Annotated in this window: 19 protein-coding genes, 1 tRNA gene and 1 pseudogene; 15 read left to right on the top strand and 6 right to left on the bottom strand. The window is 67.2% G+C overall.

Annotated elements, in window-relative coordinates:
* The 4 genes from NKF06_RS15035 to NKF06_RS15020 form a co-directional block, all read left to right on the top strand.
* The coding region (locus NKF06_RS15035; protein WP_253245859.1) for an electron transfer flavoprotein subunit alpha/FixB family protein at window positions 1-776 on the top strand (776 nt) is incomplete at its 5' end.
* A complete protein-coding gene (locus NKF06_RS15030) occupies window positions 773-2,146 on the top strand; it encodes an FAD-dependent oxidoreductase (protein WP_253245858.1) in 1,374 nt (457 codons plus the stop codon). The genes NKF06_RS15035 and NKF06_RS15030, both read left to right, overlap by 4 nt.
* Window positions 2,143-2,454, top strand: a complete 312-nt coding sequence (locus NKF06_RS15025) for a 4Fe-4S dicluster domain-containing protein (protein WP_058566271.1) — start codon at window positions 2,143-2,145, stop codon at window positions 2,452-2,454. The genes NKF06_RS15030 and NKF06_RS15025 overlap by 4 nt, the downstream gene beginning before the upstream one ends.
* Window positions 2,455-2,547: 93 nt before the next feature.
* Entirely contained in the window at window positions 2,548-2,715 is a 168-nt protein-coding gene (locus tag NKF06_RS15020; protein ID WP_253245857.1) for a hypothetical protein, read from the top strand.
* 93 nt (window positions 2,716-2,808) lie between these two features.
* Here the strand turns inward: NKF06_RS15020 and NKF06_RS15015 are convergent.
* Window positions 2,809-2,916: transfer RNA gene (locus NKF06_RS15015), tRNA-Lys, on the bottom strand.
* Between the two features lie 86 nt (window positions 2,917-3,002).
* Between NKF06_RS15015 and NKF06_RS15010 the strand changes: the two genes are divergently transcribed.
* Window positions 3,003-4,247, top strand: a complete 1,245-nt coding sequence (locus NKF06_RS15010) for a M20/M25/M40 family metallo-hydrolase (protein ID WP_253245856.1) — start codon at window positions 3,003-3,005, stop codon at window positions 4,245-4,247.
* On the opposite strand, the gene NKF06_RS15005 is transcribed toward NKF06_RS15010, so the two are convergent.
* Together NKF06_RS15005 and NKF06_RS15000 are read right to left on the bottom strand one after the other, a co-directional pair.
* Entirely contained in the window at window positions 4,235-4,906 is a 672-nt protein-coding gene (locus tag NKF06_RS15005; protein ID WP_058825968.1) for a hypothetical protein, read from the bottom strand. The two genes, NKF06_RS15010 and NKF06_RS15005, sit on opposite strands and share 13 nt — an antisense overlap.
* A gap of 170 nt (window positions 4,907-5,076) precedes the next feature.
* On the bottom strand, window positions 5,077-5,247 hold the full coding sequence (locus NKF06_RS15000; protein ID WP_008096575.1) for a hypothetical protein: 171 nt from the start codon (window positions 5,245-5,247) through the stop codon (window positions 5,077-5,079).
* Between the two features lie 304 nt (window positions 5,248-5,551).
* Here NKF06_RS15000 and NKF06_RS14995 point away from each other — a divergent pair, with 304 nt between their 5' ends.
* The 5 genes from NKF06_RS14995 to NKF06_RS14975 all read left to right on the top strand — a co-directional run bounded on the left by NKF06_RS14995 (window position 5,552) and on the right by NKF06_RS14975 (window position 10,116).
* Window positions 5,552-5,875, top strand: a complete 324-nt coding sequence (locus NKF06_RS14995) for a hypothetical protein (protein WP_253245855.1) — start codon at window positions 5,552-5,554, stop codon at window positions 5,873-5,875.
* 88 nt (window positions 5,876-5,963) lie between these two features.
* A complete protein-coding gene (locus NKF06_RS14990) occupies window positions 5,964-7,742 on the top strand; it encodes a ferredoxin--nitrite reductase (protein WP_058825970.1) in 1,779 nt (592 codons plus the stop codon).
* Between the two features lie 100 nt (window positions 7,743-7,842).
* On the top strand, window positions 7,843-8,127 hold the full coding sequence (locus NKF06_RS14985; RefSeq protein ID WP_058825971.1) for a DUF6360 family protein: 285 nt from the start codon (window positions 7,843-7,845) through the stop codon (window positions 8,125-8,127).
* A gap of 319 nt (window positions 8,128-8,446) precedes the next feature.
* On the top strand, window positions 8,447-9,367 hold the full coding sequence (locus NKF06_RS14980) for a DMT family transporter (RefSeq protein ID WP_058826020.1): 921 nt from the start codon (window positions 8,447-8,449) through the stop codon (window positions 9,365-9,367).
* Between the two features lie 125 nt (window positions 9,368-9,492).
* Complete coding sequence (locus NKF06_RS14975; protein ID WP_253245854.1) at window positions 9,493-10,116, top strand: hypothetical protein; 624 nt, start codon at window positions 9,493-9,495, stop codon at window positions 10,114-10,116.
* 55 nt (window positions 10,117-10,171) lie between these two features.
* Here the strand turns inward: NKF06_RS14975 and NKF06_RS14970 are convergent, their stop codons facing one another.
* A complete protein-coding gene (locus NKF06_RS14970; RefSeq protein WP_058825973.1) occupies window positions 10,172-11,119 on the bottom strand; it encodes a DMT family transporter in 948 nt (315 codons plus the stop codon).
* A 202-nt stretch (window positions 11,120-11,321) separates the two neighbouring features.
* On the opposite strand from NKF06_RS14970, the gene NKF06_RS14965 reads away from it, so the two are divergent.
* Together NKF06_RS14965 and NKF06_RS14960 are read left to right on the top strand one after the other, a co-directional pair.
* A complete protein-coding gene (locus NKF06_RS14965; protein ID WP_058566265.1) occupies window positions 11,322-11,810 on the top strand; it encodes an Lrp/AsnC family transcriptional regulator in 489 nt (162 codons plus the stop codon).
* Between the two features lie 44 nt (window positions 11,811-11,854).
* The gene (locus NKF06_RS14960) at window positions 11,855-12,130 is read left to right on the top strand and encodes a hypothetical protein (RefSeq protein WP_058825974.1); all 276 of its coding nucleotides are present in this window, start codon (window positions 11,855-11,857) and stop codon (window positions 12,128-12,130) included.
* Between the two features lie 16 nt (window positions 12,131-12,146).
* Here NKF06_RS14960 and NKF06_RS14955 read toward each other — a convergent pair whose 3' ends face one another.
* Entirely contained in the window at window positions 12,147-14,255 is a 2,109-nt protein-coding gene (locus tag NKF06_RS14955) for a PAS domain-containing sensor histidine kinase (RefSeq protein WP_253245853.1), read from the bottom strand.
* A 219-nt stretch (window positions 14,256-14,474) separates the two neighbouring features.
* Here NKF06_RS14955 and NKF06_RS14950 point away from each other — a divergent pair, with 219 nt between their 5' ends.
* Both NKF06_RS14950 and NKF06_RS14945 read left to right on the top strand, forming a co-directional pair.
* A complete protein-coding gene (locus NKF06_RS14950) occupies window positions 14,475-14,858 on the top strand; it encodes an SHOCT domain-containing protein (RefSeq protein WP_253245852.1) in 384 nt (127 codons plus the stop codon).
* A gap of 173 nt (window positions 14,859-15,031) precedes the next feature.
* Window positions 15,032-15,172: a hypothetical protein gene (locus NKF06_RS14945; protein WP_253245851.1), complete on the top strand. Its 141-nt coding sequence runs from the start codon at window positions 15,032-15,034 to the stop codon at window positions 15,170-15,172.
* A gap of 39 nt (window positions 15,173-15,211) precedes the next feature.
* On the opposite strand, the gene NKF06_RS14940 is transcribed toward NKF06_RS14945, so the two are convergent.
* A complete protein-coding gene (locus NKF06_RS14940) occupies window positions 15,212-16,444 on the bottom strand; it encodes an MBL fold metallo-hydrolase (protein ID WP_253245850.1) in 1,233 nt (410 codons plus the stop codon).
* Between the two features lie 92 nt (window positions 16,445-16,536).
* Here NKF06_RS14940 and NKF06_RS14935 point away from each other — a divergent pair.
* Window positions 16,537-16,719 (top strand): annotated as a pseudogene (locus NKF06_RS14935) (hypothetical protein); the annotation flags it as partial.

The following is a 16,719-nucleotide window of genomic DNA, read 5'->3' as shown; positions in this document are numbered from 1 at the left end:
GCGCCGACCCCTACGGCGAGCAGTTCCGCGCGCTCGTCGAGGCGCGCAAGCCGAGCATCGTCCTCATCGGCGGGACCCACACCGGCCGCGACTTCGCGGGCCGGGTCGCGGTGCCCGCCCACGCCGGCCTCACGGCCGACTGCACCGAACTCGCCGTCGACGAGGCGGGCCTCCTCCTCGCGAGCAGACCGACGTTCGGTGGGAGTGCCATGGCGACCATCAAATGTCCCGCCCACCGCCCGCAGATGGCGACGGTCCGCGCCGGGGTGTTCGACGCCGGCGAACCCGCCGAAGCGGCCGAAAACGCGGCGGACGCCGTCGAATCGGTCGAAGTCGTCGTCGCCGAGGAGGACACGCTCTCGACCGTCCTCGAACGGGTCGTCGGCGGCGTCGTGGACATCACCGACGCGGACGTCATCGTCGCCGGCGGGGCCGGTTGCGAGGGCGACGTGACGCCGCTCGTCGAACTCGCGGAGGCGCTCGGCGGCGAAGTCGCCGCCACCCGCGCCGCCGTCGAGGAGGGCTGGGTCGAACCCGCGCGACAGGTCGGCCAGACGGGCAAGACCGTCCGGCCGCACCTCTACATCGCCGCGGGCATCTCGGGCGCCGTCCAGCACCTCGAAGGGATGAACGGAAGCGACATGGTCGTCGCCGTCAACACCGACCCCAACGCGCCCATCTTCGAGCACGCCGACTACGGCATCGTCGGCGACCTCCACGAGGTGCTTCCCGCGCTGACTGCGATGGTTCGCGAGAAACAGGAGGTGGCGGCATGAGTCACGAGGCGACCACGGCCGGTAGCCTGCAACGCCCGACTCTCCAGACCGAGACACCGAACTACGACGACGCGTTCGACGCCGTCGTCGTCGGTGCCGGTCTCGCTGGCACCGCCGCGGCGCTGACGATGGCCCGCGACGGCCTCGACGTGCTGATGCTCGAACGCGGCCCCGCACCGGGGACGAAGAACGTCTTCGGCGGGGTGCTCTACACGCCGACGATTCGGGAGTTAGTCGACATCGACGACGCGCCGCTCGAACGCTACATCGCCGAGAAGCGCTTCTCGATACTCTCGTCGGACGGCGACGAAACCGCGATTTCGATGCGGCCCGGCGCGTGGCGCGACGACCCCCACAACGACTCGTACACCGTCCTCAGGCGGCGGTTCGACGAGTGGTTCGCGAAGCAGGCGGTCGACGCCGGCGTGACGCTCGTCACCGAGACGACGGTCACGGGACTGCTCCGCGACGGCGGCGCTGTCGTCGGCGTGACGACGGACCGCCCGGACGGGGAGATTCACGCGCCGGTCGTCGTCCTCGCCGAGGGCGCGAACTCGCTCGTGAGCGAGGGCGCGGACCTCAAGGAACGCCCCGAGCGCGATGCGGTCGCGGTGTCGGTCAAAGAGGTGTTCAAACTCGACCGCGACACCATCGACGACCGCTTCCGTCTCGACGGCGACGCCGGCGCGGCCTACCAGTACTTCGGCGAGGGGGCCGTCGGCGAGGCCGTCGGCGGCGGCTTCGTCTACACGAACAAGCGCTCCGTGAGCGTTGGGGTCGTCTACCGCGTCGAAGACGCCGCGGCCGGCCAGACGCCCGAGGCGACGCTCGATGCCTTCGAGTCGCACCCGGCGGTCGCCCCGCTCATCCGCGGCGGCCGCCGCATCGAGTACAGCGCGCACGTCGTCCCCGAAGGCGGCGCTCGCGCGATGCCCGACCTCGTCCACGACGGAGCGGTCGTCGTCGGCGACGCCGCCGGCCTCGTGCTGAACAGCGGCGTCCACCTCGAAGGGACAAACATGGCCGTCGAGAGCGGCTACCACGCCGGCAAGGCCATCGCGGCCGCGCTGGCGGACGACCGAAGCGACGCCGAGGCGCTCGCCGCCTACACGCGCGACCTCGACCAGTCGTTCGTGGTCGAGAACCTCCGCCACTACGACTGGTTCCAGCGGACTATCGCGGCGGACCGACAGTTCCTCTTCGAGGACCTGCCGCGCGCGCTGGCCAGCGCCGAGACGGAGTACTTCAAGATGGACCGCACGTCGAAAGACGAACACACGGGCGCGGCCCGCGACCACCTCGTCGCCGCCGCCGGCGGGTGGTTCGGCGCGGCGAAACGCGCCTGGCGCTTCCGGAGGATGTTATCATGAGCACCGCACAACCCCACGTCCCCGACGTGAGCATCGAAGACCGTCTGTACACGGTCAAGTACCGCGACGCCGGCGAGTCACACCTCGGCGTCGAGAACCCGGACGTCTGCGCCGACTGCACCACGAACGAGTGCACGTCGGTCTGTCCGGCTGCGGTCTGGACAGTCGACCCGGACGGCGACGGCGTGCCGTCCATCGCCTACGAGAACTGTCTGGAGTGCGGGACCTGCCGCTACGGCTGTCCGTACGACAACGTCGAGTGGACCTATCCGAAGACCGGCGGCGGCGTCGTGTTCAAACAGGGCTGAAACGCCGCACCCCCCAATTTCGAGGGGTCGCCGTTAGTGCCTGCCCAAACCAAGATATAGTTGGGTTCGTAACATCTTCGCGGAGACTGATCGATGTCAGATGAGTGTTTTCGATTGAATCTGGGGGAACAGACAGCTGTCGACGAGGTGGTGCTCGGGTTTCGCAAGAACGGAACGTTCTACGAGTTGCTGACCGTCTCGCCGCCCATCGAAGCGGAACTTCGGTGGCCGTCGAACGATACGGCTCAGAGCGACGAGTAAGCGAGCAGGTTTTGAACGTTCGACGGGGTCACCGTCGCTCGCGGATGTGAAACGAGAGAGCCGTGCTACTCGGTGTGAAATCCGTCGCAGAAACGGGCTGGGAGGGACTTGAACCCCCGACCGTCTGGTGTCTTCCGAAACCACGCGACTCGCGTAGTCCCGCTAAAAGCCAGACGCTCTGCCTAACTGAGCTACCAGCCCTCATCGATTTCTTAAGTGGGGATACTGATAAGCGTTTATTTTCGCCGCCCCCTCCTGCTTTGTACCCCGTTCCCGTCCCCCACAATATGGACCTTCGCGACTTCGTGGACACGCTCCTCCGGTTCGAGAGCGTCGCCCGCGCCGAGGCCCCGGCCCAACAGTGGGTCAAAAACCGACTGCACGACTTCGGCTTCGACACCTACGAGTGGACCGCCGACCCGGTGCGTCTGGCCGAACACCCGTCGTTCCCCGACGACCCCGGCGACATCGACGCGGCGAACCGCCCGAGCGTCGCCGGCGCGTTCGAGTTCGGCGACCCCGACGCGGGCCGGACGCTCGTCCTCGACGGCCACGTGGACGTGGTGCCCGCCGACAGAGAGCTGTGGTCCCACGGCCCGTTTTTACCTGACTGGGACGACGAGGCCGGCACCGTCAGCGCCCGCGGCGCGGCCGACATGAAAGCGGGGCTCGCGGCGTGCGTGTTCGCCGCGCTCGACCTCCGGGATGCCGTCGAAGCGAGTGGCCTCGACCTCGACGGGCGGGTCGTCGTGGAGAGCGTCGTCGGCGAGGAGGAAGGCGGCATCGGGGCCGCGGCGGCCGCGCTCGACAACCCCTACCCGTTCGAGCGAGACGCCGCGCTCGTCGCCGAACCGACGCGGCTCAAGCCGGTCGTCGCCACCGAGGGGTCGGTCATGAAGCGTCTCCGACTGACCGGGCGCACGGCGCACGCGGCCTCGCGGTGGCGCGGCGTGGACGTCATCGAGAAGTTCGAGGCGATTCGGGCGGCGTTCTTCGACCTCGAAGCGGAGCGGACCGACGCGGTCGCCCATCCGCTTTTCGACTACCCGATACCGTGGCCCGTCTGCGTCGGCCGCGTCGAGGCGGGGACGTGGGCGTCGAGCGTCGCGGGGACGCTCACCGCGGAGTGGAGACTCGGCGTCGCGCCGGGCGAGACCGTCGCCAAGGTCGAAGCCGCGTTCGAGGAACGGCTGGCGCGCGTCGTCGCCGACGACGAGTGGCTCTCGGCGCACCCGCCGACGTTCGAGCGCTTTTCGGTGCAGTTCGAGCCGGCCGAAATCGACGCCGACGAACCGGTCGTGGAGTCGCTGCGCGCGGCGCTCCGAGCCGACGGCCGCGACGAGGACCCCGTCGGTGCGACCTACGGAGCGGACTCGCGGCACTACGTCGAGGCAGGTATCCCGACGGTGCTGTTCGGGCCGGGCGACATCGACCAAGCGCACTTTCCGGACGAGACAGTCGAGTGGGGAGAAGTCGAGGTGGCGCGCGATGTGATTCGGGAGACGGCGACGCGCTTTCTTCAGTCGAGGTAGTCGTCGAGGGCGTCCGCGACCACGTCGCCGGGGGCGGCGTCTTCGAGCGAGGCGCGGCGGCGGAGTTCGAGATAGACGTCGGCCGGGAGCGTCACGTCGAGCGTGCCAATATCGACGCCGTGGGCCGACAGCGCGTCTACGACGGGGGTTCCGTCGTTGACCTCGCTGGCGAGGCGGCGGACCTCGCGGACGGTCAGCCCGGCGTCGAGCGTCGCCCACGCGAGGTGAAGCCTGGCGTCGCCGGAGACGCGGGCGATGTGCTTGGCGGCCGTGGGGGCGATGCGTCCGCGGGCGACGTGTCGGCGGACCGACTGCGGGAGGTCGTGCACGCGGGCCCACTTGCGGATGAAAGAGACGGACACGTCGCCGCCAGCGCGTTCGGCGGCGCGCTTGTAGGAGCCGACGCCCCGGACGAGGGCGGCGCAGGCGGCCGCGCCGCGAAGCATGAACACGTGGTCGTCGTCGCCGGCGGTGGACTCGGAGAACGAGCGGACCGTTCTGGCGGCCTCGGCAAGGCTGTCGGGGTCGGTGGGGTCGAACCCGACGGCCTCGCGGGCGCGATCGCCCGTGACGGCGGGGTCGCCGCGGACGACCGGTTCACCGACCGGTTCTCGTCGGTCGGCCGGAACCTCGGTCGTTCGGCGTTCGTCGTTCGTCATCTACGAGACGGTAACGCGTTCGGACTTAAAAACGTCCCCCCGAGAGGCGAGATTCGCGCGCGAGCGGTCGGCGGGCGGAATACGAGCAAGTAGCTAGAGGCCCGCAAACGAGGGACGGCAGAGGGCGGGGATTCGCTGACGGCGACCGATTCCGGGCGGGCGGCGGGCGGTTACTCCTCGCGAGACTCCGAGAGGTGCGACCAGATTTCGGTACAGCCCGCACCGTCTTCGAGGTCTTTGAGGTGAGCCGTGGGGTCTTCTTCCTCCGCCTCAGTCGACGACTCGACCTCGGCGTCAGCCTCGCGGTCGCGTTCGGGTTCGAGTTCTGCCTCGCCGGTCATGCGTCACCCTCCTGCGACTGTTCGAACAGCTCTGGGGCGACGTCGGCGGAGGCGTGTTGTCGGACGGCGGTGCGGTGGTCACTCATCACCACCACGTACCGGCCGGACCCGCATAAGGGAATCCGCACCTGTAATGTGTACCCCCACTCCCGGCTACCGGAACGGGTTGCCCCTACCTCTGACGGCCGGTTTCGGGCACAATCGCACGACTACGCCGGAACGACCGCCAAAACGCGCGTCGCGCTCCCCCGCGGGGATTGCGGGCGCCGCCCCGCATAGGTAGCCGGAGCGCGGAAGGTGAGGTATGAGCGTCTCCCTGCGCGTCCTCGACGACGGGGCGTGGGTCTCCGTGAACGACGCCAGAGAAGTGAGCGTGAGCGAACTCTGGCGGCTCGACGACCCGTCATTCTGTGGGTGCGAGCTTCCCGACTTCGTCGTCGAGAACGTCCTCGACGTCGGCGCGGACGGTAGAACCATCTCCGCGAGGGTGTACGGCCAGTGCATCGCCTGCGGCCAGACGGGCGTGCCCGGCTGGGTTCCGGTCGGCAGGCTCCGCGAGGGCGAATTCGTCGATATCGACCGCGAGCGGGTCGTCCTCCCGGTTCGACGCGGCGACGACGACGAATAGGCAACATTCTCCGCTTTTGGGCAGCACCGGGAAGGGTTGACGGTACGCTCGGGGCCTTACGTGGGCACGTATATGGACATTCATACGAATGCCCACGGACGTCGAACGCTGGAAGTCGGAGGTCTACGGTAACGAGATACGAGAGCACCTGCTCGAATTCGCCGAGCAGGGCTGGGACACCATCCCGGAAGACGAGCGAGACGCCTGGTTCGAGCGCTTCAAATGGTGGGGGCTGTACCACCAGCGCAACGGCCAAGAGAGCTACTTCATGATGCGCATCGGGACGCCGAACGGCGTGCTGACGCCCGGCCAGACCGAAGTCGTCGCGGAGGTCGCCGACGAGTACGCCCGCGGCCCCGCTGAGAACCCCATCTTCGGCAACGGCTACGTCGACTGGACGACCCGCCAGTCGATTCAGCTCCACTGGATCAAACTGGAGGACATCCCGGAAATCTTCGAGAAGCTCGAATCGGTCGGTCTCTCGACGCAACAGGCCTGCGGTGACTCGTGGCGCAACATCGTCGGCTGTCCCGTCGCCGGCAAGGACAAACACGAGCACGTCGACGCGCTCCCCGTCGCGATGGAGCTCAACGAGACGTTCAAGGGCAACGACGACCACTCGAACCTCCCGCGGAAGTGGAAGGTCTCTGTCACCGGCTGCCGCGAGGGCTGCGGACAGGGCGACATCAACGACCTCGCGCTCGAGCCCGCGACCAAGGAGATAGACGGCGAGGAGACGAAGGGGTTCAACATCCGCATCGGCGGCGGCCTCTCGCGTAACGAGCCGCGACTCGCCCGCGACATCGACGTGTTCGTGACGCCCGAGCAGGCGGCCGAGGTCTCGGGAGCCATCTCCGCGCTGTTCCGCGAGAACGGCGACCGCGACAACCGCTACAACGCCCGCATCAAGTTCCTGATGGACGAGTGGGGCGCGGAGAAGTTCCGCAACGTCCTCCAGGAGGAGTTCGTCGACTTCGAACTGGAGACCGCCGGCGACGACCTGCGCTCGGAGTACTCCTACAACTCCGGCTACGCCGACGGCGGCCATTCCGACCACGTCGGCATCCACGAGCAGGCTGACGGCAACTACTACGTCGGACTCGACGTCCTCGTCGGTCGCATGGGCGTCGACGACACGAAGGAGCTCGCCCGCGTCGCCGACGAGTACGGCTCCGGTGAGATTCGCATCACCCAGCGCCAGAACGTCATCATCACCGACGTGCCCGAGGAGAAGCTCGACGCGCTGCAGGACGAGGACCTCCTCGACCACTACTCGCCCGACCCGCACCCGTTCATGCGCGGCTCTATCGCCTGTACGGGCACCGAGTTCTGTTCGCTCTCCATCGTGGAGACGAAGAACCGGCAGGTCCGCTACGCCCGCTGGCTCAAGGAGAACGTCGAACTCCCCGCGGGCGTCGAGGACTTCCACATCCACCTCTCGGGCTGTACGGCCTCCTGCGCCCAGCCGCAGATTGCAGACATCAGCCTCCGCGGCATGAAGACCCGCAAGGACGGCGAGCCGGTCGAGGCGCTCGACATCGGCCTCGGTGGCGGTCTCGGCGAGAACCCGAACTTCGCCGAGTGGGTCACCCAGCGCGTCCCCGTCGACGAGGTGCCGGGCGCAATCAAGAACCTGCTTGCGAACTTCGAGGAGCGCCGCGAGGGCGACGAGACGTTCCGCGAGTTCGTCGCCCGGACGGACGAAGAGGACCTCGCCGAACTGGTCGAACCCGAAGAGACCAGCTACGAGGACCCGATGATGCACAACACGAAGCGCACGTGGTACCCCTACGCGGAAGACGACTCGATGGACGCGAGTCCCGCGCCGACCCACGGCGACGGCACGCCCATCACGAGCGACGACTGAGCGCGCAGACTGCGCTCGTCGCCGGTTCCCGGCACCGGCTCGCGTCGGTGACGACTCCGCCGCGCTACCTATTTACGACGACACCATACACTACTCACAGATGCCAGACCGAATCCTGAAGGTCAACGCCTACACGACGCTGGACCTCGTCGACGCGTCGGCGACGGGTCATGACTTCGAGGAGTCGGCGTTCGCGGTGTGCAACGTCACCTCGCCGCGGAAGCACCCCGACGAGATTACCCTCGAACTCGAACTCGACTGGACGCAACTCGACGCGCTCGCGCCGCACGCGGACAAGCTGACGCTGTCGCCCGACGAGGCCCGGAAGCTCGCGGCCGACCTCGAAAAACACGCAGATCGGGTCGAAGCCGAACAGCGCGACTGACCGCAGTCCCCCGATTTTCGACGACCTTCGATGACCTCGAGCGGCGCGGCTGTCCGCACGAAACCCGACGGTTCGTGACAACACAACCCATGAGAAGTTCTATCCCTGTTTAGTCAACGAATCGTGTGAAACCGTGTCTCGAATGTTCGATTCATACTGCAACGAGACCAATCGTTAGACATATGCCTTCGGAAGCCGCAGGATGTGTTGTGATACAGACGACGCCCTTACGCCGTCCACGCACCGAGCGTCGACCGCACTCCACCTCCCGCGCTCACCCGGCGAATCGAACGCCGGCCACAGCGCGGGGGGTGGTGGCGTGAGCCGTCACCGGACCCTCGTCCTCTTCGTCGCGGCCGCGGTGCTGTTCGGCACCTCCTTCGTCGGCATCAAGGCCGCCATCGGTTCGGTCCCGCCGGTACTCTTTGCAGCCTTCCGCGTCGACGTCGCCGCCGTCGTCCTCCTGACGCTCGTCGCCGTCCGCGGCGGCTACTGGCTCCCGCGGACCCGCGCCGACGCGCTCGGCATCCTCGCCAGCGCCGCGTTCGTCCTCGGGGCGAACAACGTGTTCCTCTTCCTCGGCCAGCAGCACGCGACGACCGGCGCGGCGGCCGTCATGTACAGCATCATGCCCGTGGCCTCCCCGGTGTTCGCCGTCTTGCTCCTCGATGACGCGCGCATCTCCGCGGTCGACGCTGCCGGCATCCTGCTCGGACTCGTCGGCGTCGTCGTCATCGTCGGCCCCGAGAGCGTCCTCGGCGGCGGGAGCGTCGGACAGGCGCTCATCGTCTGTTCGGCGCTGTCGGTCGCCTTCGGGACCGTCCTGCTCAAGCGCGTCGGCCCCTCTATCGGGACGCTCCCGCAGACCGCGTGGGCGATGGCGGCCGCCGCCGTCGGCATCCACGCCGCCAGCCTCGGTCTCGGCGAGTCGGTCGCGCAGGTCGCGTGGTCGCCGGAGCTCGTCGCCGCGATTCTCTACGTCGGCATGCCCGCGACCGCCGCGGCCTACCCGGTCTACTTCGCGCTCCTCGCCGAGGCCGGCCCCGTCCGCGGCAACCTCGTCGCCTACGCGATGCCGGTCGTCGCCACCGTCACCGGCTGGGCGTTCCTCGGCGAGTCCGTCTCGCCGGCGACCGTCCTCGGCTTCGGGGTCATCCTCTCCGGATTCCTCCTCGTGCAGCGCGAAAGCGTGGCTCGGGTGGTCGGTCTCCGGGGAAGCGTCCCCGCGGAAGCGGAGTGAAAGTGAGAACACGGGCTTTTTGAGACGCGTACTCGCTGCCAGTTCGTTGAGAGCGTGCTGAATACGGCGCACGCCGAGTACGCAGGTATCCCGGGAATTATGTCGAACACCGACGACGTTCGCCCATGCAACGCGCCGCGTCTTCGCACCTAACCACACTCGAACGGTGGAGTCCGGCACTCTTTCTCGTCGGCGGGGTAGTGTTGGTCGCTCATGCTGCGAGCCTCGCTGTTACGTGGCTCGTAGACCTACCCGCTCCGCGGAACGTTTTTGCTGGCGTCGGTCACGCGGTGGCGTTCTTGGGATTAGGAGGGCTGTGCTATGGACTCACGGACCGGGGTCCCCAGTTGGCGCGCGCCGGCGGCATCCTTGCAGTACTCGGCGTGGTCGGATTCACGCTGACGTTCCTCGTGGGGAGCGCCGAGTTCGTGGCGATGACTCCGCCAACCTGGGTTGAAGCCGCTCAGCTATCGAATATCGTCCCAATGGTTCTCGGATTCCTTCTCGTCGGCATCGCGAGTCTGCGGACTGACTCACACCCACAGTTCCTCGGTGTTCTCTTGTTCGTGCCGGCTGTCGCCTTCGCTGTGAACGTCGCCCGCGTCGCGGTCCTGGGTCCGTGGACTCCCCCGTGGGCACCGTTCCTCTTCGGGAGTTTGCAGGCTCTCGCCATGCTAGCCATCGGTTACTCCCTCCGTGACGAGTCCATACGAACAACGCGTGCGAATCGACCGGCTGACGCCGTCTGAAAGCGCATCGCACTCACCGAGAAGGCAAACACAGAGACAGAGAACGAAACCGAACCTACGCGGCAACCCGTCGCCGGACCGCGACGGCGACCGACACCAGCATTTCCTTTTTCATCGCCGCGAAGCCGAAGAAGATGGCTCCGAAGCCGACGAGCGCCGTCGTGTCGATGACGTGACCGAGGAGCGCCCAGCTCATGAGCGCCGCGACCACGGGTTCGACGTAGCCGATGAGGTTGAGTTCGGTCGGTCCGAGGCGGTCCAGAAGCTCGAAGTAGAGGAGGAATGCCACCGCGCCGGAGACGAGCGTCAGGTAGAGGAACGACGCGATACCGGCGGGGGCGAACTCGATAGTGGAAAGCGACTCGCCGCGGACGAGTGCCCAGCCGTGAAGCAGGACACCGCCACCGAGCATCGACCACGCCTGCATCGACTGGACCGGGAGGTCACTCCGGAGCGGGCGGGTGAGGACCGCACCGAGGGCGAACGACACCGCCGCGAGGAAGATGAGGACGATGCCGAGTCCTTGCGCCGACCCGGACGACCCCGAGAACGCCGAGACTGGGTCGGCGACGAGCACGGCACCGGCGAAACCGGCGAGCAGCCCGAGCGTCCCGGTCTTCCCCAGCGACCCCTCGGTGAGGATGACCGAGGCGAAGACCGCAGTCAGGATGGGCGAGAGGCTGATGATGATAGAGGCCACCGCGCCGGGGACGTGTTCCTGTCCGAGGTAGAGCAGGCCGTGGTAGGCGGCGATGATGAACACCGCGCCGATGGTCGTCGCGAGCAGTTCGTCTCTGGTCTCGGGTCGCCAGCGGTCGGTGGAGTAGCAGGCGTACGCCAGCATCACGAGCCCCGCGAGTTCGTAGCGGAGCGCCGCGAAAGAGAGCGTCGGGAAGAACTCCAAGCCGACCTCGATGGCGACGAACGAAGTGCCCCACATCGCCGCGAGCGCGACGAAAAGCAGGGGCGTGGTCGGAATGTTTCTCCAAGTGGTTCGCGTCATGGTCGAATCTGTTTCAGTTCTCAGAGACGCATGTTGTTAAAGCCTTCTACAAGTGATTCGATTTGAGTTGGATTTTAAACTGAATATAGTCGTATTTGCTGTAGTAAATTCTCTATAATTCGTGATAGTCCGAGAGCGTGAGAGAGGTGGCGAAAACGGCGGACAGAACAAGGACTTACGTCACCGACCGCAACGAGAAGGTATGGACGAACGCGACGTGCGCCTGTTGAAGGCCATCGCGGACCTCGGGACGGGCAGTCCCGAGAAGCTACACGAAGAGACAGACATCCCGGTCTCGACCATCCACTACCGCCTGAACAACCTGAAGGACGACGGCGTCATCGAGAACGACCTCTACGACATCGACTTAGAGGCGTTCGGACTCGGCGTCACCGTGGTCGTGGAGGTGCTGGCGGACTACAGCGGGTCGTACGAGGAAGTCGGGAACAAACTGCTGGAGATAGAGGGCGTCACCCAACTCTACTTCACGATGGGCGAGACGGACTTCATCGTCGTCGCCCATCTCGCGGACTCCGACCGCGTGGAGCGCCTCATCAGCGACTTCGAGGCGACCCCGGAGGTCGAGCGGACCAACTCGACGTTCGTCATCTCCGCGATGCGCGACAGCCACCGGGCGCTCCAGAGCTACACGCTGGAGACGCTCCTCGACGAGTTGGGTATCGAGGACTGAGAATCGACCGGGGACGTATCACGGTTCCGCTCGTACGCTCGACCATGGCGAACGAGGTGCGGACGTGGTTGGTCGAACGGACCTACTCGGACGACGAACAGAACATCATCATCCTCGTGTACGCGACCACCGACGGGAGGCGCTACCACCGCAAAGAGCGCTCGCTGACGAGTTTCGAGTCCGACGTACGCGACACCTACGCCGCCATCGACGTACCCGAGGACGAACTGGGCCGCGTCTCCGACGAGGAGACAAAGGCGGCGTACGCGGCCGCCGCGACCGAGATGGCCGAGTCGCACGAGCCGACCGACACGGTCTGAGCGCGTTGCGCTCGGATCAGTCCGCCGACGCGAGCGGGAGCGAGACGACGACGACCGTGCCCGTGGGTTCGTTGTCCTCGAAGTGGACCTCGCCGCCGAACGAGTCGACCAGCTGGTGGACGAGGTAGAGCCCGAGGCCGGTGCCGGTGCTTTCGAGCCCCTTTTCGCCCTTCCCGAAGACGACCGGCTTCCGCGCGTCGGGGATGCCCGAACCGTCGTCGGCGATACGGATGACCGCCATGTCGGCATCGTCGTCCACGGTCGCCGAGACGGTGACGACGGTGCTGCCGTCGTTGTGCTGGACGGCGTTGTTGAAGAGGTTGCCGAGCACTGACGCGATGAGCGGGTTCGCGCGCACCGCCACGTCGGGTATCTCGCCGTCGACCTCGAACGTCGCGTGCGGGAACGCCTCGCGGCGGACCGCGAGTTCGCGCTCGACGGAGTTCACGAGCGACATCGGGCGCGTCTCGACGCCACCGCCGCTCATCGTCTCCATCAGGTCGCGGGCGACCTCGGTTATCTCGATGGTGTGGCGACCCGTCGAGAGGATGCGCGAGAGGATGTCCGCGCCCTCCCCGTCGACGTGTTCTCGGAGTAGCTCCGCCCAGCCGACGATGACAGCCATGTCGTTGCGGATGTCGTGGCGGACGATTCGGTTGAGTGCCTCCAGTTCGGCGTTCGTCCGTTCGAGTTCGCGCTCGCGGGTGCGGCGGGCGGTCACGTCCTGAATCGTCCCTCTGAGCGCCGCCACGCGCCCGTCGCGGATGACGGGCTCGCCGCGGGCGCGGACCCACAGCTCCGATCCCTCTGCGGTCACCAGTCGGAACTCGTCTTCCCACGGGATGCCCTCGGACCGACAGCGGTTCAACAGCTTGCGGACCCGGTCTCGCTCCTCGGCGGCGTAGAACTCGATGGCGTCGTCGACGTTCGGCTCGTAGTCGAGCGGCACCTCGTGGATGCGCTTCGTCTGGTCGGTCCACGCCAGTGTGTCGGTCACGAGGTCGAGTTCCCAGCCGCCGACCTTCGAGATGCGCTGGGTGCGTTCCAAAAAGTCGCGGCTCCGTTCGAGTTCGTCCTCGCGCGCCTTCTGCTCGGAGAGGTTCTGGAAGACGATGACGTTGCGGTCGCCGTCGAGGGACGTGATGGAGAACCGAACCGGGACGAGCTCGTCGTCGGGCCGGCGAATCGCCACCTCACCTTGCCACTTGCCGTCGGCTTCGAGCGCGGGCGGAATGGTCTCTCTGAGCCGTTCGAGCTCCGACTCGTCGTGGAGGTGGCCCCAACCCGTCCCGAGCATCGACTCGGGGTCCGAGTAGCCGCAGATGTCGGCCGCGGCCTCGTTGACGTACACGTGTCGGTCGTTCTCGGTGATGGTGACGCCGGCGTCGACGGAGTCGACCGCGCCCTTGAACGCCTCGAGGTCGCGTTCGCGCCGGCGCTCTTCGGTCACGTCCTCGACCGTCGAGATGAGTCGGTCCCGTCCCGATATCTCGGCGACCGTGAGGCTGACGCGAATCCAAACGGTGTCGCCCGACGCGTTCTCGATGGGCCACGTGAAGACGTGCTCGCCCTCCTCGCGAGCGGTCTCGACCGCGTCGAGGGCGCGTTCGGCGTCGTAGCCGTCGAGGGCTGCGGTGACGTGAGCGGGGGTCGTGTCGATGACCGACGCGCGGTCGATGCCGAGGATGTCCAGATAGTGTTGGTTGATGTCGACGAGTTCGAGCGTTTCGAGGTTGCGAACCGCGAGCCCGACGTTGACGGCCTCGAAGAGCGCGCGGTGGTCGAGCGACCCGACGGTGTTGCGGGCGGCGTCGTAGACGACGTGCCCGAGGTTGTCGAGATCGTGTTCGTCGGGGGGCGACCGCTCGAACGAGACGAGCGGCACGCCGTCGTCGCGGAGCTTCGAGACGAGCGGTCGGCCCTCCGAGTCGGTGACCTCGGTCGAGACGACGAGACAGTCGATGCGACTTCGTTCGAGCACCGCGTGAACCGCATCGAGGCTGTCAGCAGTCGAGACGCGGACGTCGGTCGTGGCGTCGCCGACCGAATCGGGAAGTTCGGTCGCGAGACGCTCGCGAACGGCGGCGTCCCCGCTGACGACGAGGACGTTCAGCCGACCAAGCATACCGGCGAGAGGACAGCGAGGTTCAAGTATGAACCGACAGTTGTCGACGAAAAACCACGACTGACGGAGGAGTGAACGGATTCCAAAGTCAGGGCGACGCAAAGCGGCGGAATGGAAGCTTTGCCGACGGCGGAGCCGAAGGCTCGAAGCAACAATCGACGTAAACGTGGGGCGCGTACTGTCACCTGTGGAGCGGACACCACCGCTCCGGTGAACACCATGACGACGACAAACGACTCGACGCGACTCGCGGGCATCGTCCTGCTCGCGCTGGCCGCGCTGTTCGCGCTTCCCGTCCTCTTCGGGATGGCCGGCTTCGGCGGCGGCATGCCGATGGGGTGGGGCGGCGGCTGGATGCACGATACGTGGATGCACGGCGGGACCGGCGGGACCGTCCCGTGGTGGATGTGGGGGATGGGACTGCTCGGTCAACTGCTCGTCCTCGCGGTCGTCGTCGGCGGCGGCGTCCTCCTGTTCCGTGCCCTGCGCGACGGGGGCGACGGAGGCGACGACGCGTTCGACGAACTCCGCCGGGCCTACGCCCGCGGCGACATCGACGACGAGGAGTTCGACCGTCGCCGCGAGCGACTCGACCGCGACTGACGCGTCGGAACTCGAGACAGTCGCCTCGTTGCAGGCGAAATGAAGGGGTTTCAGTCGAATGAAGGAGTTACGGTCGGGTAGCGGTCGCGGGGAGTCGGCCGCTCGCCGACCCCGTCGGAGAGAGTGCGCGCGCTGACCGCAACGACTATGATTGTTTAGGCCAACCTAAAACCATGAGTTCGGATTCATCCGATGGGGCGCTCGGCTCGTTCCTCGGTCGCTTTCGGTCGCGGCGAACGCGACTTCGCGTGTCCGCGTGCGTCGCCGCGAGCCGATCGATAGAAGTCCCGGAGACGGACGACGAACGCCCCTGAGTTCGGTGACTCGTGGGCCGACGTCGGCCGCCGCGCGCCTCAGACCTCAACCGTCGTTCCGATTTCTGGAGCCGCGGCCTCGTAGCCGTCGGCGCGGAGTTCCTCGGCGAACGCCGCACAGCGGTCGCCGTGGTTGACGAACACCGGGGCGTCGCGGTAGTCGTCGAGGAACGAGAGGAGCCCGTGTCGGTCGGCGTGGGCGGAGAAGTCGTACATCTCGGCGCGGGCGGCCACGGGGACGACCCCGCCGTTGAGTTCACACCGGCCGCGTTCGACCAGTTCCCTTCCCGGCGTTCCCTCGACCTGATAGCCGGTGAGACAGATTTTGTTCGTCGGGTCTCCCCGAATCTCGGGGATGTACGTCATCGCCGGCCCGCCCGAGAGCATCCCGCTCGTCGTCACAATGACCGAGTTCTGCCGGGCGATGCGCTTTCGCTGGCCGTCCCGGCCCGAGACGATGCGCGCGTTCGATTTCGCCCGCTTGAGCGCCGCCGCGTCGCGGACGTAGTTGGGGTGGTTCCGGAGCATCCGCAGCACACGCGTCCCCATGCCGTCGACGTAGCAGTCGATGTCGTGGGCGTCGAGCACCATGAGAAGCTCCTGCGTCCGGCCGATGGCGAACGCGGGGACGACGACGGTGCCACCCTCCCAGACGGTCGTCCGCACCGACTCCACGAAGCGCTCTTCGACGGTCGCGCGGTCGTCGTGTTCCACGTCGGAGTAGGTGGATTCGCAGATGACCACGTCGGCGTCCGGACGGTCGGTCGTGCCCGGGACCAACCGCTGGTCGTCGGTGTGGAAGTCGGCGGTGTAGAGCAGGCGGGTCTCCCCGTCGTCGACGAGGACGTGGGCGCTCCCGGGGATGTGGCCCGCGTTGTAGAACGTGACCTCGTGGCCGGCGGCCTCGAACGCCTCCCCGTAGTCGTGGTGTTCCGACTGCTGGGTCATCCGCCGGACGTGCGTCTCGGTGAACGGGCAGTTGTAGCTCCCGCCGTGGAGTTTGAGCGTGTCGCGCGCGAGCGTCCGAGCGAGTTTGTCGGTCGGCGGCGTCCAATGCACCGCCGGCCAGTCGTCGCCCGAGAGGAGCAAGGGGACCGTCCCGACGTGGTCGAGGTGGCCGTGCGAGACGACGACGGCGTCGGGGTCTACGGAGCCGACGGGGAACTGCGGGGGGTTCCCGGTCAACATCCCGTAATCGAGCAGCAGCGAGTCGTTGACGAGAATCGCGCTGCGCCCGACCTCCTCGGCCCCGCCGAGGAACTGGAGTTTCATTGCCGGCAGTACCGACCGGAGGGGCTTTTGCTCGTCGGTCCCGCCGGAGTCCGCACTCGACGCTTTTCACGCCGGCCGCCGTCTCCCGAGGTGTGACCGGCTCCGAACCCGAATCCGACGCCGAGGGCGACACGGAACCCGAGGCCGAAACCGACCGCGACTCCCTCGAACGGCTGGTGACGGCGCTCCACGACCGACTCGCCGCGACGGCGACCCGGCCCGTCCGCGAGGACGCGAGCCGGTGGCTCGGCGAGGCGGAGGCCGTCGCGGGCGAC

The sequence above is a fragment of the Haloferax sp. AB510 genome, assembly GCF_024136985.1.
GTDB lineage: Archaea > Halobacteriota > Halobacteria > Halobacteriales > Haloferacaceae > Haloferax.
The sequence above is the reverse complement of the archived record's forward strand: the minus strand, read 5'-3'. Positions and strand labels throughout refer to the sequence as shown.

What these genes read in the sequence shown, in the direction of transcription:
- NKF06_RS15005 (WP_058825968.1), bottom strand. Translation starts at nt 4,906, where the DNA reads ATGACGAACGACGAACGCCGAACGACCGAGGTTCCGGCCGACCGACGA.
- NKF06_RS14940 (WP_253245850.1), bottom strand. Translation starts at nt 16,444, where the DNA reads ATGAAACTCCAGTTCCTCGGCGGGGCCGAGGAGGTCGGGCGCAGCGCG.
- NKF06_RS14970 (WP_058825973.1), bottom strand. Translation starts at nt 11,119, where the DNA reads ATGACGCGAACCACTTGGAGAAACATTCCGACCACGCCCCTGCTTTTC.
- NKF06_RS14950 (WP_253245852.1), top strand. Translation starts at nt 14,475, where the DNA reads ATGACGACGACAAACGACTCGACGCGACTCGCGGGCATCGTCCTGCTC.
- NKF06_RS14960 (WP_058825974.1), top strand. Translation starts at nt 11,855, where the DNA reads ATGGCGAACGAGGTGCGGACGTGGTTGGTCGAACGGACCTACTCGGAC.
- NKF06_RS14965 (WP_058566265.1), top strand. Translation starts at nt 11,322, where the DNA reads ATGGACGAACGCGACGTGCGCCTGTTGAAGGCCATCGCGGACCTCGGG.
- NKF06_RS14945 (WP_253245851.1), top strand. Translation starts at nt 15,032, where the DNA reads ATGAGTTCGGATTCATCCGATGGGGCGCTCGGCTCGTTCCTCGGTCGC.
- NKF06_RS14995 (WP_253245855.1), top strand. Translation starts at nt 5,552, where the DNA reads ATGAGCGTCTCCCTGCGCGTCCTCGACGACGGGGCGTGGGTCTCCGTG.
- NKF06_RS14975 (WP_253245854.1), top strand. Translation starts at nt 9,493, where the DNA reads ATGCAACGCGCCGCGTCTTCGCACCTAACCACACTCGAACGGTGGAGT.
- NKF06_RS15030 (WP_253245858.1), top strand. Translation starts at nt 773, where the DNA reads ATGAGTCACGAGGCGACCACGGCCGGTAGCCTGCAACGCCCGACTCTC.
- NKF06_RS15000 (WP_008096575.1), bottom strand. Translation starts at nt 5,247, where the DNA reads ATGACCGGCGAGGCAGAACTCGAACCCGAACGCGACCGCGAGGCTGAC.
- NKF06_RS15010 (WP_253245856.1), top strand. Translation starts at nt 3,003, where the DNA reads ATGGACCTTCGCGACTTCGTGGACACGCTCCTCCGGTTCGAGAGCGTC.
- NKF06_RS14990 (WP_058825970.1), top strand. Translation starts at nt 5,964, where the DNA reads ATGCCCACGGACGTCGAACGCTGGAAGTCGGAGGTCTACGGTAACGAG.
- NKF06_RS14985 (WP_058825971.1), top strand. Translation starts at nt 7,843, where the DNA reads ATGCCAGACCGAATCCTGAAGGTCAACGCCTACACGACGCTGGACCTC.
- NKF06_RS15020 (WP_253245857.1), top strand. Translation starts at nt 2,548, where the DNA reads ATGTCAGATGAGTGTTTTCGATTGAATCTGGGGGAACAGACAGCTGTC.
- NKF06_RS14955 (WP_253245853.1), bottom strand. Translation starts at nt 14,255, where the DNA reads ATGCTTGGTCGGCTGAACGTCCTCGTCGTCAGCGGGGACGCCGCCGTT.
- NKF06_RS15025 (WP_058566271.1), top strand. Translation starts at nt 2,143, where the DNA reads ATGAGCACCGCACAACCCCACGTCCCCGACGTGAGCATCGAAGACCGT.